The organism is Rhodanobacter sp. UC4443_H10, from assembly GCF_052978325.1.
Window position 1 is genome coordinate 3,723,254 of sequence record NZ_CM129668.1, and the last position, 19,297, is coordinate 3,742,550.

The window sequence follows — 19,297 nt, forward strand, 5'->3', positions numbered from 1 at the left end:
GCGGCAGAAACTTCGGAGACGAAAAAAAGGCTGCGCGAGGACGGGGTATCGACGGTTCGCCGACCCATGGTGGTTCCATGGCTCAAGAAGCGGCGAAGCGCTTTACAACAGCGAAGCTGGTCGAATGCGGACCGCGCAGCCGCTTTTGCAGCCCGGAAGATTTCTGCCGCCCTCGCTCCCGGGTTGCGTCCGTGGCGGGCGCGGCGCCGGCGCTGCAGCGGGCATTCAGCGCGCAAGCACCTCGTTGAGCACGGCCATGCGCACGAACACCCCGTTGCCGACCTGTTCGAGGATGCGTGACTGCGCGCCGTCGGCCACCTCCGAGGCGATCTCGATGCCCCGGTTGATCGGCCCCGGATGCATGACCAGGCAACCCTTGGCCGCGCGCGCCAGGCGGCGACGGTCCAACCCGTAGCGGGTGAAGTAGGCGGCCTCGTCGGGTAGTTCGATGCGCGCCATGCGCTCCTTCTGCAGGCGCAGCATCACCACCGCATCGGCGCCTTCGATGGCCTGGTCGAAGTCGGTGAAGCGCTGGCCTTCGACGACTTCGTCGGTGGCCGGCATCAGCTCGGGCGGGGCGCACAGGCGGATCTCCTTCACGCCCAGCGCGGTGAAGGCATTGATGTCCGAGCGGGCCACCCGCGAGTGGCTGATGTCGCCGCAGATCACCACCGTCAGGTTCTCGAAATCGGGCCGGTGTTGGCGAATGGTGAGCGCATCCAGCAGGCCCTGGGTGGGATGCGCGTGGTTGCCGTCGCCGGCGTTGATCACCGACACGCCGCTCATTGCATGGCGTACCAGTTCGTCCGGCGTGCCGGACTGCTTGTGGCGCACGATGATCGCGTCCAGGTGCATCGCCTCGAGCGTATGCAGGGTGTCGAACAGCTCCTCGCCCTTGCTGGTGGAGGACAGCCCGATGTCGAAGTTGACCACGTCCGCGCCGAGCCGCCGCGCCGCCAGTTCGAACGAGGTGCGGGTGCGCGTGGATGGTTCGAAGAACAGGTTCAGCACGGTGCGCCCGGCCAGCACGTCCAGCTTGCGGGTGCCGTGGGCGCAGGCATCGCGCAGCGCCTCGGCGCGGTCGAGCAGGCGCTCGATGGTCTCGCGCGGCAGGTTTTCCAGGGTGGTCAGGTGGCGCAGGCGAGGGCTCATGGGGGTTCGCGGATTGGGGAGGAAGGTGCTGATCAGTGCGGGGTGGCGTCGTGCGGGATCACGGCGACCTCGAGCAGCCAGCGTTCGAGAATCACTGCCGCCGCCTCGGCGTCGATGGCGGCGCCTTCGCGGCGTCGCCGCATGCCGGCGGCGCGTCCGGCGGCGAAACGTTCGGCAGCTTCGTGCGAGCTGTGGCGTTCGTCGACCAGCACCACCGGCAGGCGGTAGCGCTCGGTCAGCTTGCCGGCGAAGGCGCGTGCGCGCCGACTGGCGGGTTGTTCGGCGCCATCGAGGGTCAACGGCAGGCCGACCACCAGGGTGTCGGGCTGCCACTCGCGCTGCAGGGCGTCGAGCCGGTCCCAGTCGGGCCGATCGTCGCGGACGGCGACCACGGCGAGCGCGCGCGCGGTGGCGGTCAGGCGGTTGCCGATGGCCACGCCGGTGAGGCGACTGCCGACATCGAAGCCGAGCACACAGCTCATGCGTGGCCCGCGTAGCCGGACAACTGGCGCGGGTCCACCCCGACCAGGCCGGCGGCGGCGCTCCAGCGCTCCTCCAGCGGCGTGTCGAAGACGACCCGGCCGTTGGCTTCGGCGGTGAGCCAGGCGTTGGCCATCAGTTCCTGTTCCAGCTGGCCGGCATCCCAGCCGGCGTAGCCGAGCACCATGATGGCCTGGCGCGGGCCTTCGCCGGCGGCCATTGCCACCAGGATGTCACGCGAGGTCGTCACCGACCACTCGGCGTTGATGCGGTAGGTCGATTCCCAGTCGCCCGGTTCGTGATGCAGCACGAAGCCGCGCTCCTGCTGTACCGGGCCGCCGATCAGCACCGGTGCGTCAGCCAGGTCGGCGTCGGCGCATTCGAGTTTCATCTGCGCCAGCACGTCGCCGAAGCGGTATTCGGACAGCTGGTTCACCAGCAAGCCGACCGCGCCGTCCTCGTCGTGCTGGCACAGCAGCGCCACGCCGCGCGAGAACGGCGGCTCGGCCAGGCCCGGCATGGCGATCAGGAAGTGACCGGTGAGGGTCGCGGGTTGCATGGCAGCCATGGCGCCATTGTAGTCGCAGCCGAATCGCGGCGCTCCTAGCGCGTCTGCAGCACGTTGTTGGGCTGGAACTGCCAGGTGCGGGTGATGTTCAGCTCGTCGACGTGCTCGCCGGCCCGCGGTGCCGGCGGAAACGGTGCGGCCAGGCGCACGATGCGTTCGGCCGCGGCGTCGAGCACCGGCTGGCCGGAACTCTGGATCACGTCGATGCTCTTGATGCTGCCGTCGAGGTTGAGCACCACGGTGAGCAGCACGTTGCCGTGCAGGCCGCGGCGACGCGCCTCCTCGGGATAGTTCAGGTTGCCGACCCGCTCCACCCGATCCGACCATCCGCGCATGTAGGCGGCATAGGCGTATTCACGGGTGCTGGCGGTGAGGTATTTCACCTTCGGCCGCTTGGCGTAATCCACCTTCTTGCGGCGCAGTTCGGCGGCGAGCTGGGCGATCGCCTGCTGGCGCTTCAGTTCGGCCGCGGTGGGCGTGGCGTGTTGCGGGTCGACTTCGGTCTGCGCGGTATCGCTGGCGACGCTGAAATCGCTGCGGCCGCTGGTGGTGACCATGCGCGCGGGGGTGGCCGGGTGCGGCAGCGGCGTGGATTCCTGCACCGGTTGCGCCGCGACCCCGGGATCAGGTCGGGGCAACGCGCCGGAGAACAGCTGCGAGGGGCGCGCGGCACGGTCACTCTGGCCGCCGCCGCGGTTGTTGGCCTGGGCCAGGAAATCGGCCTTGTCCGGCGCCTCCTGGTTGGCCACGTTGACCAGCGCGACGTCGAGCGTGGGCAGGCTTGGATCAGGTTTGGCGAAGTGGAAGGTGATGCCCAGCAGCAGCACGCCGTGCAGCAGCAGCGAGAACAGCATGGTGGCGCCGATCGGCTCGGGTCGGGCGGTAACGGTTGCGGTTGCACTCACGCAGGACGATTTCCACTGGCGTGCCGCTCGATGACGTCGAACAGCTGGCCTGCAATGTTAAGCCCGAACTGTGCGTCGAGTTCACGTACGCAGGTCGGGGATGTGACGTTGATCTCGGTCAGGTAGTCGCCGATCACGTCCAGGCCGGTGAACAGCAGTCCGCGGCGACGCAGTTCCGGTGCCACCTGTGCCACGATCCAGCGGTCGCGGTCGGACAGCGGCACGCCCTCGCCGCGACCGCCGGCGGCGAGGTTGCCGCGAAAATCGCTGCCCTGCGGAATGCGCGCGAGCGCGTACGGCACCGGTTCGCCGTCCACGACGAGGATGCGCTTGTCGCCGGCGCTGATCTCCGGCAGGTATTTCTGGGCGATCGCCAGTTGCCGGTGCGCGCCATGGCCGTCGCCACCGAGCAGGGTTTCCAGCATCGAGTTCAGGTTGCTGTCGCCGTGGCGCACGCGGAAGATGCCGCGCCCGCCCATGCCGTCGAGCGGCTTGAGCACCACCTCGCCGTGTTCGGCGGCGAACCGGCGCAGTTCGGCCGGGTCGCGTGCCACCAGGGTGGGCGCGATGCACTGCGGAAACTCGAGCGCGAACAGCTTCTCGTTGCAGTCGCGCAGCGAACGCGGATCGTTCACCACCAGCACGCCGCCGCGCTGGGCCGCTTCCAGCACCATGGTGTCGTAGACGAACTGCGCGTCGACCGGCGGGTCCTTGCGCATCAGCACCATGTCCAGCTCGCGCAGGTCGTGCCAGCGCGGCTGGCCCAGCGTGTACCAGTCGCGCGGATCGTCGCGCACCTCAAGCGGGGCGCTGCGCACCCACGGCGCGCCGTCGCGCAGGGCGAGGTCGCCCTGTTCGAAATAATGCAGGGCGTGGCCGCGTCGGGCGGCCTCCAGCAGCATCGCCAGGGTGGTGTCCTTGGCCACTTTGATGGCGTCGATGGGGTCCATCAGGACGCCGACGGAGAAGGTCATGCGGGGTGCTCCGCGGATTGCCGGGTTTGTGCGGTCGCGCCGGCAGGGGCGCGACGACTGCCGGCTATACTAGCCGCGTCGTTCATGTTGTGCCGGTCGTGGTGCGCGCGGCATGAGGTGCCAATATGCGTCAATTAGTGCGATCGGCGGGCATCGCGTCGCGGCGGTCGCTTGACAGTTTCGACGGGCAGGCAGTAAACAGCAAAGCTTCGGGGATGCCGCCACGGTGCGGGTTTGCAGCAGCCGGATCACCGGGATTTCCACACGCGTACCATTGGGCACAACAGTTGCATGTCCTGATACTTGTCCTGAGCTCGTGGCGAGCCACAGGGGGGAGTGAGTGAATTTGAACGTGAGCGTTACCGATTTGGCGGGCCTCAAGGTCATGGTGATCGATGACTCCAAGACCATCCGCCGCACCGCCGAGACCCTGCTGAAGAAAGAGGGCTGCGAGGTGCTGACCGCGGTCGACGGGTTCGAGGCGCTGGCCAAGATTTCCGACCAGAAGCCGGCGATCATCTTCGTCGACATCATGATGCCCCGCCTCGACGGCTATCAGACCTGCGCCCTGATCAAGAACAACCCCGAGTTCCGCGCCACGCCCGTGATCATGCTCAGCTCCAAGGACGGACTCTTCGACAAGGCGCGCGGCCGCATCGTCGGCGCCGAACAATACCTGACCAAGCCGTTCACCCGTGACGAGCTGCTTGGCGCAATCCATCGACATGTCAGTACTGCAGCAAGTCACTGACTGCAGACCCTGAGGGGGAGCTGTGGCAAACATTCTCATCATCGACGACTCACCCACCGACGTACGCGTGTTCACCACGCTGCTGGAGCGGGCCGGGCACCACGTGGCAGCCGTGAGCACGGCCGAGGAGGGCATCGAGCGCGTGCGCGCCGAACAGCCTGACCTGGTCATCATGGACGTCATCATGCCCGGCATGAACGGCTTCCAGGCCACCCGTACGCTCACCCGCGACCCCAAAACCCAGCACGTGCCGGTGGTGATGATCACCACCAAGTCGATGGAAACCGATCGCGTCTGGGGCATGCGCCAGGGCGCGCGCGCCTTCATCACCAAGCCGGTGAACGAAAAAGACCTGCTGGCCTGCATCAACGATCTGCTGTCGAGCGGCTCATGAACCAGAGCGCCAACCGTACCCCGTTCGAGATTCTGGCGCGCTACGAGCGGCTGTCGCTGGCGCATGCCTCCGATACCCAGGACAAGTTCGAGGCACCGGGCCTGTGGCGCGGCATCGGTTTCCGGGTCGGTTCCAGGCTGCTGGTCAGCGGCATTGACGAGATCAACGAGCTGCTCGCCGTGCCGGTGCTGACTCCGGTGCCGGGCACCCAGCCATGGCTGCTCGGCGTGGCCAACGTGCGCGGCAACCTGGTGCCGGTGGTGGACATCGGGCGCTTCCTGTTCGGCGAACGCACCCAGCATTCCGATCGGAGCCGGTTGCTGGTGGTGCGCCAGGGCGGCGGCAGCGTCGCCTTGCTGGTGGACGAGGTGCTCGGCCAGCGCACGGTGGACGCGGAGCAGCGCCAGCAGGCGCAGGAAGAAGCCGATCCGCGGCTGGCGCGTTTCGTGGACAACCGGGTGGGCGAGCAGCAACTGGCGATTTTCAGCATGAACCGGCTCGTGCGTGCACCGGATTTCCGTCAGGCGGCTGCCTGACGACCGGGTGAAGCCGGCAGGGGATGCCGTGCGGTTGGAGCGGGGAGACCGGAAGGCCGGCACCCGCTTCGGGGCAGCGCGGCAGGGGCCGGTGCGTATGGGCGGCACATATCAGTTAGACCGATGAGGTGAACATGAGTACTACAGGGGGCGTCAGCCGGGAACGCGGATATACCGCACTCATTGTCCTGCTGCTGATCGCGATCGGTTTCGCGGCACTCGACTTCTTCATGCTCAACCAGAAGAACGGCGAGGATCGCCAGGCGGTCGCGCTGACCACGCAAATCCAGGTGCTGTCGCAGCAGACGGCGAAGTTCGCGCTGGAATCCGCCGACGGCAACGTGGACTCCTTCAAGGAACTCGAGTCCACCCGCAATGCCATCGACTCGGCGGTCAAGCGACTGGACAAGGGTGACCCCGACAGCGGCATGCAAGCCTATGCCGACGGCAACAAGTCGCCGGCTGGCCGTGCCGTGACCGCGCTGGACGCGGCCTGGGCGCAGCTCGACGCCGATATCGGCAAGATCCTTTCGAACAAGGCGGTGGTGCTCGACTCGGGCCAGCGCGCGGCGACGATTTCGCAGCAGATGCCGCTGCTCAACTCCAGCATGGAGCAGGTGGTCAACATCCTGCAGCAGCGCAACGGCAGTTCCGAACAGATGCTCGGTACCTCGCGCCAGATGCTGTCCGCCGACCGCATCATCCGCCGCGTGCAGGAGGTGCTGCAGGGCGGCGACAACGCCCAGTCCGCGGCCGACGGTCTGTCGCGCGACGCGCAGTTGTACGGCAGCGTGCTCAAGGGCCTGATCGAGGGCAACCCGGACAGCGGCGTGCGGCCGATCTCCGACGCCAATGCGCGCAAGATCCTTACCGAGATGGACGCCAGCTGGACGAAGCTGGCCGACCCGGTGGCCAAGCTGTCCGCCGCTGCCGCCAACATCGCCGACGTGAAGCGCGCCGGCAACCAGGCCTCGCTGGATTCGCAGACCGTCCTGCTGCGCGCCAACGACCTGTCCGACCAGATCGGCAAGCTGCCGCTGCGCCGGTTGTTCCCGAACGTGTGGTGGGGCCTGTTCGGCGCCATCGCCGCGGTCGCCTTCGCCCTGCTGCTGGTCATCGCCCTGGTCACCGACCAGCGCAAGCGTTTCGCCCAGAGTACCGAGCTGAACCAGCGCAACCAGGAGGCGATCATGCGCCTGCTGGACGAGATGGGTTCGCTGGCCGAAGGCGACCTGACCGTGAAGACCACGGTGTCGGAGGACATCACCGGCGCGATCGCCGACTCGGTGAACTACGCCATCGACGAGCTGCGATCGCTGGTGACCACCATCAACGAGACTTCCGAGCAGGTGTCGTCCTCGGCGCAGGAAACCCAGACCACCGCCCGCCACCTGGCCAACGCGGCCGAGCAGCAGGCGCAGCAGATCACCTCGGCGACCTCGGCGATCAACCAGATCGTGAGCTCGATGGACGTGGTGTCCAAGGATTCCGCCGAATCCGCCGACGTGGCCGAGCGTTCGGTGAAGATCGCCTCGCGCGGCGCCGAGGTGGTGCGCGAGACGATCTCCGGCATGGACTCCATCCGCGACCAGATCCAGGAGACCTCCAAGCGCATCAAGCGCCTGGGCGAATCCTCGCAGGAGATCGGCTCGATCGTGGAACTGATCAATGACATCGCCGAGCAGACCAACATCCTGGCCTTGAACGCGGCCATCCAGGCGGCCTCGGCCGGCGAGGCGGGTCGCGGTTTCGCGGTCGTGGCGGACGAAGTGCAGCGACTGGCCGAACGCTCCACCAGCGCGACCAAGCGCATCGAGACGCTGGTGCAGACGATTCAGTCCGATACCAACGAAGCGGTGAACTCGATGGAGCAGACCACCGCCGAGGTGGTCGCCGGTGCGCGACTGGCCGAGGACGCCGGCAGCGCGCTGGGCGACATCGAGCGCGTCTCGCACGATCTGTCCGCGCTGATTCAGAACATCTCCACCGCGGCGCGCGAGCAGTCCGCGGCGGCAACCGATATCTCGGTGTCGATGAACGCGATCCAGGAAATTACCTCGCAGACCTCGCAGGGCGCGAGCCAGACGGCCGACTCGATCGGTACCCTGGCGCAACTGGCAAGCGACCTGCGGCGTTCCGTGGCCCACTTCAAGCTGCCGGGATGATTTTGCTCGACGTGGGCAGCAGCCGGATGAATACACGCACAGTACGGGGGGCAGTCTCGCTGGTTTCGCAATGCCCGCATGGCGTGACCGCTGAGAGAGGCGCATGAGACTTCAAGACCACATCGATTTCACCACGCTGCAGTGGGTCAAGCCGGAACTCGACGACACCTTGTCGATCGCCCGCGAGGCACTGGAGTCGTACGTCGACAATCCGGGGAAGCGCGATTTCATGCGCACCTGCACGGATCATCTGCATCAGGTGCACGGCACGCTGAAGATGGTCGAGCTGTACGGCGCGGCGGCGGTCACCGCGGAGATGGAGGCCCTGGTCGGCGCGCTGTTGAACGACCAGGTGCTCCAGCGCGAGGAAGCCTACGCCGCCCTGATGCGTGGCCTGATGCAGCTGCCGGACTACCTGGAACGGCTGTCCAGCGGCCATCGCGACGTGCCGGTGGTGCTGCTGCCGCTGCTGAACGATCTGCGTGCCACCCGCGGGCTGGAGCCGCTGCCCGAGTCGTCGATGTTCCATCCGAACCTCGACGCCTTCCTGCCGGAGCAGGCTCCGGCGGCGATGAGCGAGGCTTATGCCGCGGCGCACCGCGTGGAGCTGGCCGGTTTGCGCCTGCGTTTCCAGCAGCAGTTGCTGGCGTGGTTCCGCGGCCAGGATGCGGCCCAGCAACTGGTCGCCATGCGCAAGACCCTGCTGGCGATCACTGCGCGTTGTTATCACGTGCATGGCCGGCGCCTGTGGTGGATCGCCGCCGGGGTGCTGGAAGGTCTCGAACAAGGCATGCTCAAGGGGCACGCCCCCGAAGTGCGCCAGCTGATCGGCAAGGTGGATCGCAACATCCGCCTGCTGATCGAACATGGCGAGAACAGCCTGCGCGCGAGCGATGCCGACGAGGTGGCCTGCAAGCTGCTCTACATCGTGGCCCAGGCCAAGCAGCGCAGCCCGCACATGGAGCTGTTGCGCAGCACCTACGCGCTGGACAGCCTGCTGCCCGATGCCGGTGAACTGGAACACGCCCGCGGCTCGATGGCCGGGCACAACCGCGCCCTGCTCGATTCGGTGTCGCGCGCGCTCAAGGACGACCTGCTGCGCGTCAAGGAAGCGCTGGACCTGTTTCTGCGCGAGCAGGACGGCGATCCGGCCCAGCTTGCCGCCCAGGGCGAAGTGCTCGAACGGGTCGGCGACACGCTGGGCATGCTGGCGCTGGCGGTGCCGCGCCGCGTGGTCGGCGAGCAGCGCCGCGTGCTCGACGAAATCGCCAACCGCCTGCGTCCTGCCGACGAGGAAACGCTGCTGGATGTCGCCGGCGCGCTGCTCTACGTGGAGGCGTCGCTGGACGACCACATCGAGAGCCTCGGCTCCGAAGGCGAACCTGCCGCTGCCGCCGACCCCACGCAGGGGTTGCCGCGCAGCGAAGCGCTCGGCGTGGTCTCCACCCTGATGCAGGAAGCGATCGGCAACACCGGCAAGGTGAAGGACGCGATCGTTGCCTTCGTGGAGTCGGGCTGGCAGCACGATCGCCTGGCCGGTGCGCCGCCGTTGATGGACGAGGTGGCCGGCGCCATGCGCATGCTGTCCTCGCCGCGTCCGGCCGAACTGGCCCAGGGCGTGGGCCGGTTCATCGACTACGAATTGCTGCAGGACCGTCGCGTGCCCAGCGGTGCGCAGATGGATCACCTGGCCGACGCGCTGGCCGCGCTGGAGTACTACCTGGAGGCGGCGCGCGAGCACCGTGGCGGCCTCGAACACATCCTCGACGTGGCCGAGCACAGCCTGGCCCAGCTTGGCTACTGGCCGGTCCCGGCGCAGCGCGCGGCCGTGGAGGAGCCCGCGCCGGTCGCCGAGGCACCGGCTTCCGCGTCGCTCGAAGCCGAGCAGCACCCCGACCTCTCCGAGTCCGTCAGCCTGCTGCCCGGCGCCGATCTCGGCAGCCTGTTCGTCGGCGACGCGCAGGCTTCGCCCGAACCCACGCATGACCTCGACGGGCTGCGACTGGCGGAGACCGGCGCACCGGCGAGCCCGGCCAGCGCCGTCGGCGAGGACTGGGTCGAGATCGAGGAGCAGGTCACCGAACAGGTGCCCGTCGCCGATCCGCTGGCGGCAAACACCCGCTTCAACGCCGATGCCGAAGGCATCGACGACGACATCCGCGACATCTTCCTGGAGGAAATGCAGGAGGAGATCGACAACCTCGCGGTGGCCCAGAAGGATTGGCTGGCCGACCCGGCGCAGACGCCGGCGCTGGTCGGCATCCGCCGCTCGTTCCACACCCTGAAGGGCTCCGGCCGCCTGGTCGGCGCCGGCGTGCTGGGCGAGTTCGCGTGGAAGGTGGAGGACATGCTCAACCGCGTCCTCGACCATACGATCGAGCCGGACCAGAACGTGCAGGACGTGGTCCGCCACGCCATCGACGCGCTGCCGCAACTGCTGGCTGCGCTCAAGGGCGAGGGCGATCCGCAGGTGCCGCTCAGCGCGATCATGCAGGCCGCCGAGCGGCTGGCCGCAGGCCAGCCGGCACGGGTGGAAGACTTCATGCAGCGCGGTACCGAAACGGTCACCCGCACGGTGGTCCGCCGCGTGCCGCGCGCCACCGTCGACGCGGCCGACGTGCCGCGGGCCAGCCTTACCGATGCCGACGTGGCAAGCGCGGCCGCCGCCGAGCCCGTGCCGGCCGAGCCGGAACCGCTGGTGGACATGCCGGCGATGCCGCCGATCGATCCGGTGCTGCTGGAGATCCTGCGCAGCGAAGTTGCCCAGTACCTGCAGACCATCCGCACCGCGATCCAGCGCAGCGAAGGCGCGTTGCCGGTCAGCGAGGAGCTGCTGCGGGCCGTGCACACCTTGCACGGCGCGATCGCGATGGTCGACATCCCGCTGCTGACACAGTTGCTATCGCCGCTGGAAGGCCTGTTCAAGCGCCTGCGCGCATCCGGCCAGCCGCTGCCCGCGTCGGGCGTGCGCCTGCTCGGCCAGGCGGCCGACGTGGTCGACCAGGTAATGGCCCAGTTCGACGCCCCGGCGTTGCCGTTGCCCAACGTCGACGCGCTCACCGCGCAGATCACCGAGATGCGCGACGACTACCCCGAGTCGCAAGTCGCGCATGTGATATTCGAGCCGCAAGCGGGCGATGATGCGGTGGACGAGCCGGCCATCGAGGCCGACACCGCCCGCGAGTCGACTCCGACCCTCGCCGAGCCGTCCGCGCCGGAAGGCGTCGATGCGGAAACCGGTCACGACGAGCACATGGATGCCGCTGCCGAGATGACCGCTGCGCTGCGCGCCTTCGAGCCCGACGCGGCCATCGCCGCGGCCAACGCCGCCGCCGAAGCTGCTCGCCAGGCCGCTGCCGAGCAAGCCGCTGCCGAGCAAGCTGCGCAGGAGGAGGCCGCACGCGAGCGGGCGGCTGCCGAACAAGCTGCCGCGGAACAAGCCGCGGCAGAGCAGGCGGAACAACTGGCGGCGGCGCAGGCCGCCGCGGAACAGGCGGCAGCCGAACAAGCTGCGGCCGAGCAGGCTGCCAAGCAGGCCGCCGCCGAGCAGGCCGCCGCCAGGGCCGCCGCGACTCGGGTGGAACCGGCGCCCGCGTTCGTGCTGCCCGACGGTAGCCGCATCGACGCCGACCTGCTCGAAGTGTTCATCGACGAGGCGCGCGAGATTCTCGACAGCGCCGACGGCGTGCTCGCCAAGTGGCACGCCGATCCCGCCGATACGTCCTGCGTCGGCGAACTGCAGCGCGACCTGCACACGCTCAAGGGCGGTGCGCGCATCGCAGGCCTGGTGTCGGTGGGCGACCTCGCCCACGCGATCGAGACGGTGCTGGAAAAACCCATCCGCGACGCCGACAAGACCGGCACGCTGATCAGTGCGCTCGAGGCGAGCTTCGATCAGCTCAACACGATGGTCCAGCGCGTGTCGCAGGGCCACATGCCGGAGTATCCGCAGGCCGCGATCGACCACCTGCTGCAGCTTGCCGGCGCCACCGCGCTGGTCGGCGAGGCCGAACCCGCGACGGACGCGTCGCACGCGCCGGTGGAGGAGGCGCCGCAACCCGTCGCCCATGAGGACGAGCACAGCCTGCCCGAGCTGCTGCCCGAGACGGCGCGCGAGACGCACTCGCCGCAGGAGCAGATCCGCGTCCGCGCCGACCTGCTGGACAACCTGGTCAACCATGCCGGCGAAGTGGCGATCTACCGCTCGCGACTGGAACAGCAGGTGGCCGGCTACCGCTTCAACCTGGTCGAGCTGGAACAGACCGTGGCACGCCTGCGCAGCCAGCTGCGCATGCTGGAAATCGAGACCGAGGCGCAGATCATCGCGCGCTTCCAGCGCGAGCATCGCGAGGCGGGCCTGACCGCGTTCGATCCGCTCGAGCTCGATCGCTACTCGCAACTGCAGCAGTACTCGCGAGCGCTGGCCGAGTCGGTGTCCGATCTGGTGTCCATCCAGAACATGCTGGATGAGCTGACCCGCCAGGCCGAAACCTTGCTGATCCAGCAGTCGCGGGTCAGCACCGAACTGCAGGACGGCCTGCTGCGCACGCGCATGCTGCCGTTCGACACGATGGTGCCCAATCTGCGCCGCACCCTGCGCCAGGCCGCGCAGGAAGAGCACAAGCAGGCCCAGCTCTACGTCGACGGCGCGCACGGCGAAATGGACCGCAACCTGCTCGACCGCATCAAGGCACCGTTCGAGCACATGCTGCGCAACGCCATCGCGCACGGCATCGAGAGTCCGGCCGAGCGGCGCAAGCTGGGCAAGCCGGCCGAGGGCGCGGTGCGCATCAAGGTGGCCCGCGAGGCGACCGAGGTGGTGGTGCGGGTCAGCGACGACGGTCGCGGCCTCAATCGCGAGGCTATCCGCAAGCGCGGCATCGAGCGCGGCATGCTGCGTCCGGAAACGCGGCCTACCGACAATCAGCTGCTGTCGCTGATCACCCAGCCCGGCTTCTCCACCGCCAGCCAGGTCACCCAGCTGGCCGGTCGCGGCGTCGGCATGGACGTGGTCGCCAACGAGATCAAGCAGCTCGGCGGTTCGCTGTCGATCGAGTCGGAGGAAGGCCAGGGCACCACCTTCGTGCTGCGCCTGCCGTTCACCCTCGCCGTCACCCAGGCCATCCTGGTGCGCATCGGTGAGGCCACGTTCGCCATCCCGATGACCTCGGTACAGGGCGTGGCGCGAGTCAACCCGGAAGACCTGGCTGCACTGCTGGCCACCGACGAGCCCTCGTTCCAGTACGGCAACGAGGACTACGGCGTCCACGACCTGGCCGAGCTGCTCGGCCTGCCGCCCGGCCTCGCCACCGAGGACGAACAGCAGCCGCTGCTGCTGACCCGCGCGGGCGACCTGCGCGCGGCCATCCGCATCGACGCCGTGCTCGGTTCGCGCGAGATCGTGGTCAAGTCGGTCGGCCCGCAGATCAGCTCGGTGCCGGGCCTGCTCGGCGCCACCATCATGGGCGATGGTTCGGTGCTGATCATTCTCGACCTGGCGCCGCTCGTACGTCACGGCATGATCCGCCGCGAGCAGCGCCTGGCCGAAGGCCTCAGCGCGGTCAAGGCGCCGGTCATCGAGGAGGTGCTGGTACGTCCGCTGGTGATGGTGGTCGACGACTCGATCACCATGCGCAAGGTCACGGGTCGCGTGCTGGAACGCCACGAGTACGAGGTCAGCACCGCCAAGGACGGTGTCGACGCGCTGGAGAAACTGCACGAGCGCGTACCCGACCTGATGCTGCTGGACATCGAGATGCCGCGCATGGACGGCTACGAGCTGGCCACTCACATGAAGGCCGACCCGCGGTTGCGCGACGTGCCGATCATCATGATCACCTCGCGCAGCGGCGACAAGCACCGCCAGCGCGCGTTCGACATCGGCGTGGATCGATACCTCGGAAAGCCCTACCAGGAGGCGGAACTGCTGCTGCAGATCGCCGAGGTGCTGGAGCAACGTGCCGCGGAGCCGATTCATGACTGATACGCCACCCGCGGTCGCGCTGCTGTTCGACGACAGCGAACTCGGTGGGCATTTGCGCGATGCGCTGCACGAGCGCGGCGCGCGGATCGTCCACGAGGGCGGCGTGGCCGGGCTGAACCGCGAACTGCTGCAGCAGGTGGGCGCGGACGTACTGGTGATCAACCTGGACGACGACGCCGACGATGCGCTCGACCAGTTGTACGACATCATCGACGGCGACCGGCCGCGGGTGGTGTTCAACGATGCCCAGGCCAGCCGCGCGCTGTCCGGCTGGGATCGTGCGCGCTGGGCGCGCCACCTGGCGGTGAAAGTGCTGGCGATGGGCGACATCGACCCGCCGCGGCCCGAGGATGCGCGCGAGGTGCAGGTCGCGCCTGCGCTGGTCGCAGCGGTTGCGCCGGTGGTGACGGAGACCCTTGGTCGCGACGCGGTCGACGAGTCCGCGATCTTCGCCACGCCGGCAGAAGACGATCTGGCAGCGCCGATCGCGCAGGACGCGGCGACGCCGGTGACGGCAGACGAGCCGCCGCCGGACCTGCCCGCCGACGAGCCGCTGCAGACCGCGGCCAGCGAAGACGACGCTCCCGGCGCTGCGTTCGATGCGCACGCCGGCATTCCGTTCGATGACGAGATCGAGCCGGCGGCCGACCCCGGCATCACCGCCGAATCGGATGACCTGGCTGCCGAACTCGAGGCGCTGCTCGCCTCCGGCGAATTGCCGGACGAAGAGGACGAGCAGACGGTCGGCGCGGGCTTGCGCTTCACCGGCGACGAGGAACTGCCGCCGCTGCACGACGGCGACTTCGGCGTGGTGGAACTGGCCGATTCCGACGACGACGGCATCGCACTGGACGAAAGCGCGCCGTCATCCGCGGTCGATGAGCTGGACTTTTCGGCGCTGGATGCCCCGGACCTGACCGCCGAGGCGATGGATGCCGCTGCGTCGGTCGTGCCCGCCGCACCCGAGACGCCGGTGCGCGCGCCGGACAACTGGGCCTTGCTCGACGAGGAGGCGCCGGTCGAATCAAATGACAAGCCCGACGCCGCCGCGTTCGGCATCGAGAAACTCAGCGCCGCGGAATTCCTGGCGCCCGACGTGGAGCCGGTCGCCGCCGATCTGCAGCCGACCATGAGCCTGGAACTGGTCTCGATGGAGGAGGCGATTGCGCCGCAGGCCTTCGTGCCGGATCACGAGATGGTGCTGGATGAACTCGGCTCGGCGCTGAGCCGGATCGTGTTGCTCGGCGCGGCGGTCGATGGCGTCGACTCGGTGTGCGAGTTCATGCGCAGCTTGCCCGCCAGCACTCGCCTGACGTTCCTGCTGACCCAGCACCTGGGCAGCCACACCGAGCAGGAAATGCTCGCGCGGCTCGCCGAAAAGAGCCCGCTGCCGGTACGCGTGGCCGAAGCCGGCCGTCGCGTCGGCATGGGCGAGGTGCTGATGGTGCCCGCCGGCCAACAGGTTCGCCTGCGTCGCGACGGCAGCGTGGAGCTGCTTGCCGACGCCGCGCCGGAACCGTCGATCGACGCCAGCCTGAGCATGGCCGCGAACGGCTTCGGCCGCGATGCGGTGGCGATCGTCTTTGCCGGGCGCGGCAACGACGCGATCGCCGGCTCGCAGGCGATCCATGATCGAGGCGGCCAGGTCTGGGTCGAATCGTCGTCCGGGGATCATTTCGCCGACATGGTCAGCGGGATCTTCGCCGAGCGACTGGTCAGTTTCTCCGGTACGCCGTCCGAACTGGCGGCGCACCTGATCGAGGTGTTTCCATGAGTGATCCGTTGCCGCGTGAAATCCGCTGCGTGCTGGTGCCGGTCGGCGAAGCGCGCATGCTGCTGCCCAATGCCACGATCGCGGAGGTGGTGACGTACAGCGCGCCCGAGCCGGTCGAGGGCGCGCCGCACTGGCTGCTTGGCCGCATCGCCTGGCGTGGCTGGCGCGTGCCGCTGGTGTCGTTCACGCAGCTCGCCGGCACCGCCGAGGGCGACAGCGAGCTGGTGGTGCGCGTGGCCGTGCTCAAGGCGCTGGGCGGCGATCCGCGCCTGCCGTTCATCGCGGTGCAGACCCAGGGTTTCCCGCGCCTGACCACGCTCAATGCCGAGCTGATCATCCCCACCCACGACGGCAAGGGCTTGCCCGACGGCGTGCGCGCGCACGTGCTGGTACGCGACGACGTGGCGATGATCCCCGATCTGGAGTGGATCGAGGCGCATCTGCTCGACCTGCTCGATGCCGGCCAGGATGACGCTGCCGCCGGCGAGATGCCGCCGGACGCACCCGGCGCGGCCGACATCCTGCACTGAGTCCACGGCATCGGCGCGACTGCGCGTCGGTGGCGGGCCGTGTACATCCTGGTGTGCAACCTCCGGATGGCGAAATTTGACGCGTTGTGCACCTTGTTGGGGTGATCGTTCGCCCCGGCGAACTCGCTCGGGCCACCGGGCAGGGGGCTCGCCTGTGGGGTCCACTTCGAGGAGCCGTTGCCATGCCGAGTTCGTGCCTGTCGTTTCCTGCTGCTTTGCGTCTGGCCCGCCGTCACCCGGCGGGCCTGTTTTTGGCGGCCTTGACCTTCGCGCTGACGCCACTGCCTGCCGGCGCCGCGACGCCGCAGGACAGCGCCGGGCCGGCCAGCGCATCGAGCACGCCGCCACCGGCGGATGCGACGAATCCGCGCCTGCCGGTGAAGAACCTGCAGCGCGTCGTCGTCACCGGCATCCGCGGCAGCATCGAGAAATCGCTGCAGGTCAAGCAGCAGTCCAACGAGATCGTGGAGGTCGTCTCGGCCGAGGACATCGGCAAGCTGCCCGACCCGAGCATCGCCGACAGCCTGTCGCGCCTGTCCGGCCTGGCCACCCAGCGCGGGCTGGACGGGCAGGCCAACCAGATCTCGATTCGCGGCCTGTCGCCGGATTTCACCGCCACGCTGTTGAACGGCCATGAACAGGCCTCGACGGGCGAGAACCGCGGCGTGGAGTTCAACCAGTATCCGGCCGAGCTGATCAACCAGGTGGTGGTCTACAAGACACCCGATGCCAGCCTGCTGGGCCAGGGGCTGGCCGGCACCGTCGACATGCACACCATCAAGCCGCTGGACTTCGATGGCATGAAGCTGGCCGCGAACCTGCGCGGGCAACGCGGCAGCAACGGCTCGCTCAACCCCGGCTCCGGCGTGGGCGACTGGGGGAACCGCTTCAGCCTGTCCTGGATCGACCAGTTCTTCGACCACACGCTGGGCATCGCGCTCGGCGCGGCGCGCGAGGACGCGCCGATCCAGCAGCGGCAGTACCAGGCGTGGTGGTGGAGCGTGGACAACGGCACGGCCGGCATCGACCAGAACTGGGGCGGGCCGCATACGCCGGGCATGCCCGACAACGTGATCTCGCAGGAAGGCATGCAGTTGCGCGCGCTGTCGCAGGACCAGGTGCGCGACGGCGTGATGGGCGTGCTGGAGTGGGCGCCGAACGACACCTACTACTCGACGCTGAATCTGTTCTACTCCCGCTTCGACAAGCGCTCGTACAAGAACGGCCTGCAGTGGTCCAGCAGCCCGTACGACAACGTGTCCTACGCCAACGTCGGCACCGTGCCGCTGCAGCCCTATCCGCTGGTTACCTCGGGCACGCTCATGGGCATCGCGCCGATCCTGCAGAACGGCTACAACCGCGAGCGGGATTACCTGTTCTCCGCGGACTGGAGCAACCAGATCCATTTCGGCGACGACTGGGTCGTCAGCGGCGACGTGGCCTATTCCTCGGCGCGGGTGAAGCTGCTCGATGCCTACACCTTCACCGGCCTGCCCGGCGGTGCGCTCGGCGACGTGCAGTTCACCATGCCGCGCGATTTCGGTTTCCCCGACTTCCGCACCTCGTTCAACCCCGGTGACCCGGCCAGCCTGGTGTTCACCGACCCGGACAACTACAGCTACAACGGCCGCCAGGAATTCGACCGGCAGAAGGACCACCTGAAATCCGCGCGGCTGGCGATCTCCCATCCGCTGGGCTGGATATTCTCCAGCGTCGAGGCCGGCATCGCCTGGTCCGACCGCGAGAAGACCAAGCAGGCCGACGTGTTCTTCGCCTACCTCAACGGCAACGGTTCCGACCCCGGCACCTACGACCACGCCTACGGCGTGCCGATCGACCCGGCGGTGCTGCGCGGCAGCACCTCGCTGGGCTATGGCGGCATCGGCCCGATCGTGGACTACGACGTGCTGGCCGCGCTGGAGCGGCAGTTCTACCTTACCCAGCGCAACGGCGCCGGCGACTACGACCGCAACTACACGGTACGCGAGAAAGTGCCGGTGGCCTACCTGAAGTTCAACCTGGACACCACGCTGGGCAGCATTCCCCTGCGCGGCAACGCGGGCGTGCAGGTGGTGCGCACCGAACAATCCTCGCAGGCATTCCAGACCACCGGTGACGACAAGGTCGGCACGCTCACCGGCGGCGCCACGTACACCAAGGTGCTGCCCAGCCTCAACCTGGTGGCCGAGCTGGGCGACAAGCAGTACCTGCGCTTCGGCTTCGCCAAGACGCTGACCCGCGGGCGCATCGACGACGAAAAGGTGGCTTCGTCCGCCTCGGTCTCCGAAGTCCAGAACGGTCCGGGTGCCGGCCAGGTGCGCTGGTCGGGCAGCGGCGGCAACCCGAAGCTGCGCCCGTACATCGCCGTCGGCACCGACCTGGCGTGGGAGAAGTATTTCGATGACGCCACCTATGTCGGCATCGACGTGTTCAACAAGAACATCCTCAATTACATCTACACCCGCACCGTGGCCGATTACGATTTCAGCGGCTACACCAACAACAACCCGCTGCTGACGCCGAGCAGCAATATCGGTACGTTCTCCACCCCGCAGAACGGCACCGGCGGCCGCATGCAGGGCGTCGAGCTGGAAGGGGCGCTGTCCGGGGCGCGGCTGTCGCCGGCACTGGCCGGGTTCGGCGTGCAGGCCAATTTCGCGCTGACCAACAGCACCATCCCCGACAGCACCATCTCGAACATTCCAGGTGGGCCGAAATCGCTGCCGGGCCTGTCGCGCAAGACCGCCAACCTGCAGATCTACTACGAGGCCCACGGTTTCGCGCTGCGGGTGGCCGAGCGCTACCGCTCCAGTTTCACCGGCGAGGCCGTGGCGCTGTTCGACCAGATCGGCTACACGCGCATCCGCGCCAACAAGGAGACCGACCTGCAGGCCAGCTACGAGTTTCCGGACGGACGGCTGAAGGGTTTGTCGCTGCTGCTGCAGGTGTCCAACCTGACCAACGAACCGTTCGAGTCGGAACAGGTCAGCGGCCTGCCCAACGGCGTGGAAGTCGCCCGCCCGCTGGAGTACGACACCTGGGGTCGCACCGTGCTGCTCGGCGTCAACTACGCCTTGTAGCGCGG

General features: G+C 68.3%; 13 protein-coding genes. 8 read left to right on the forward strand and 5 right to left on the reverse strand.

Annotated features, from left to right (window positions below; translation table 11 throughout):
• Positions 1-225: 225 nt before the first annotated feature.
• Genes ACVCMB_RS16800 through gshB form a run of 5 tightly spaced genes read right to left on the reverse strand, consistent with a single transcriptional unit; the run spans position 226 to position 4,079 of the window.
• Positions 226-1,152 (reverse strand): aspartate carbamoyltransferase catalytic subunit, encoded by a 927-nt coding sequence (locus ACVCMB_RS16800; RefSeq protein WP_447105755.1) that lies wholly within the window; start codon positions 1,150-1,152, stop codon positions 226-228.
• Positions 1,153-1,184: 32 nt separating this feature from the next.
• The gene (gene ruvX / locus ACVCMB_RS16805) at positions 1,185-1,634 is read right to left on the reverse strand and encodes a Holliday junction resolvase RuvX (RefSeq protein WP_447105756.1); all 450 of its coding nucleotides are present in this window, start codon (positions 1,632-1,634) and stop codon (positions 1,185-1,187) included.
• The gene (locus tag ACVCMB_RS16810) at positions 1,631-2,200 is read right to left on the reverse strand and encodes a YqgE/AlgH family protein (RefSeq protein WP_395117003.1); all 570 of its coding nucleotides are present in this window, start codon (positions 2,198-2,200) and stop codon (positions 1,631-1,633) included. The genes ruvX and ACVCMB_RS16810 overlap by 4 nt, the downstream gene beginning before the upstream one ends.
• A 35-nt stretch (positions 2,201-2,235) precedes the next feature.
• Complete coding sequence (locus tag ACVCMB_RS16815; RefSeq protein ID WP_447099425.1) at positions 2,236-3,105, reverse strand: TonB family protein; 870 nt, start codon at positions 3,103-3,105, stop codon at positions 2,236-2,238.
• Positions 3,102-4,079 carry a glutathione synthase gene (gshB, locus tag ACVCMB_RS16820; protein WP_447105757.1) on the reverse strand — a complete coding sequence of 326 codons (978 nt, stop codon included), beginning with the start codon at positions 4,077-4,079 and terminating at the stop codon, positions 3,102-3,104. Before gshB ends, ACVCMB_RS16815 begins: the two co-directional genes overlap by 4 nt.
• Positions 4,080-4,464: 385 nt before the next feature.
• Between gshB and pilG the strand changes: the two genes are divergently transcribed.
• From pilG to ACVCMB_RS16860, 8 genes are all read left to right on the forward strand, one after another.
• The gene (gene pilG, locus ACVCMB_RS16825; RefSeq protein WP_395121350.1) at positions 4,465-4,830 is read left to right on the forward strand and encodes a twitching motility response regulator PilG; all 366 of its coding nucleotides are present in this window, start codon (positions 4,465-4,467) and stop codon (positions 4,828-4,830) included.
• Between the two features lie 22 nt (positions 4,831-4,852).
• Positions 4,853-5,224, forward strand: coding sequence for a response regulator (locus ACVCMB_RS16830; RefSeq protein WP_395117009.1), 372 nt, complete (start codon positions 4,853-4,855; stop codon positions 5,222-5,224).
• The gene (locus ACVCMB_RS16835; protein ID WP_395117011.1) at positions 5,221-5,760 is read left to right on the forward strand and encodes a chemotaxis protein CheW; all 540 of its coding nucleotides are present in this window, start codon (positions 5,221-5,223) and stop codon (positions 5,758-5,760) included. Before ACVCMB_RS16830 ends, ACVCMB_RS16835 begins: the two co-directional genes overlap by 4 nt.
• Positions 5,761-5,894: 134 nt before the next feature.
• Positions 5,895-7,925 (forward strand): methyl-accepting chemotaxis protein, encoded by a 2,031-nt coding sequence (locus ACVCMB_RS16840; protein ID WP_395117013.1) that lies wholly within the window; start codon positions 5,895-5,897, stop codon positions 7,923-7,925.
• Between the two features lie 103 nt (positions 7,926-8,028).
• The gene (locus ACVCMB_RS16845) at positions 8,029-13,908 is read left to right on the forward strand and encodes an Hpt domain-containing protein (RefSeq protein ID WP_395117015.1); all 5,880 of its coding nucleotides are present in this window, start codon (positions 8,029-8,031) and stop codon (positions 13,906-13,908) included.
• The gene (locus tag ACVCMB_RS16850) at positions 13,901-15,682 is read left to right on the forward strand and encodes a chemotaxis protein CheB (protein WP_447105758.1); all 1,782 of its coding nucleotides are present in this window, start codon (positions 13,901-13,903) and stop codon (positions 15,680-15,682) included. The genes ACVCMB_RS16845 and ACVCMB_RS16850 overlap by 8 nt, the downstream gene beginning before the upstream one ends.
• Complete coding sequence (locus ACVCMB_RS16855) at positions 15,679-16,212, forward strand: chemotaxis protein CheW (protein ID WP_395117019.1); 534 nt, start codon at positions 15,679-15,681, stop codon at positions 16,210-16,212. The genes ACVCMB_RS16850 and ACVCMB_RS16855 overlap by 4 nt, the downstream gene beginning before the upstream one ends.
• A gap of 182 nt (positions 16,213-16,394) precedes the next feature.
• A complete protein-coding gene (locus tag ACVCMB_RS16860) occupies positions 16,395-19,292 on the forward strand; it encodes a TonB-dependent receptor (RefSeq protein ID WP_447105759.1) in 2,898 nt (965 codons plus the stop codon).
• Positions 19,293-19,297: the final 5 nt, after the last annotated feature.

Excerpts from the sequence above, each read along its gene's own strand:
- pilG (WP_395121350.1), top strand. The coding sequence starts at position 4,465 with ATGGTGATCGATGACTCCAAGACCATCCGCCGCACCGCCGAGACCCTG.
- gshB (WP_447105757.1), bottom strand. The coding sequence starts at position 4,079 with ATGACCTTCTCCGTCGGCGTCCTGATGGACCCCATCGACGCCATCAAA.
- ACVCMB_RS16845 (WP_395117015.1), top strand. The coding sequence starts at position 8,029 with ATGAGACTTCAAGACCACATCGATTTCACCACGCTGCAGTGGGTCAAG.
- ACVCMB_RS16810 (WP_395117003.1), bottom strand. The coding sequence starts at position 2,200 with ATGGCTGCCATGCAACCCGCGACCCTCACCGGTCACTTCCTGATCGCC.
- ruvX (WP_447105756.1), bottom strand. The coding sequence starts at position 1,634 with ATGAGCTGTGTGCTCGGCTTCGATGTCGGCAGTCGCCTCACCGGCGTG.
- ACVCMB_RS16860 (WP_447105759.1), top strand. The coding sequence starts at position 16,395 with ATGCCGAGTTCGTGCCTGTCGTTTCCTGCTGCTTTGCGTCTGGCCCGC.
- ACVCMB_RS16835 (WP_395117011.1), top strand. The coding sequence starts at position 5,221 with ATGAACCAGAGCGCCAACCGTACCCCGTTCGAGATTCTGGCGCGCTAC.
- ACVCMB_RS16800 (WP_447105755.1), bottom strand. The coding sequence starts at position 1,152 with ATGAGCCCTCGCCTGCGCCACCTGACCACCCTGGAAAACCTGCCGCGC.
- ACVCMB_RS16840 (WP_395117013.1), top strand. The coding sequence starts at position 5,895 with ATGAGTACTACAGGGGGCGTCAGCCGGGAACGCGGATATACCGCACTC.
- ACVCMB_RS16850 (WP_447105758.1), top strand. The coding sequence starts at position 13,901 with ATGACTGATACGCCACCCGCGGTCGCGCTGCTGTTCGACGACAGCGAA.
- ACVCMB_RS16855 (WP_395117019.1), top strand. The coding sequence starts at position 15,679 with ATGAGTGATCCGTTGCCGCGTGAAATCCGCTGCGTGCTGGTGCCGGTC.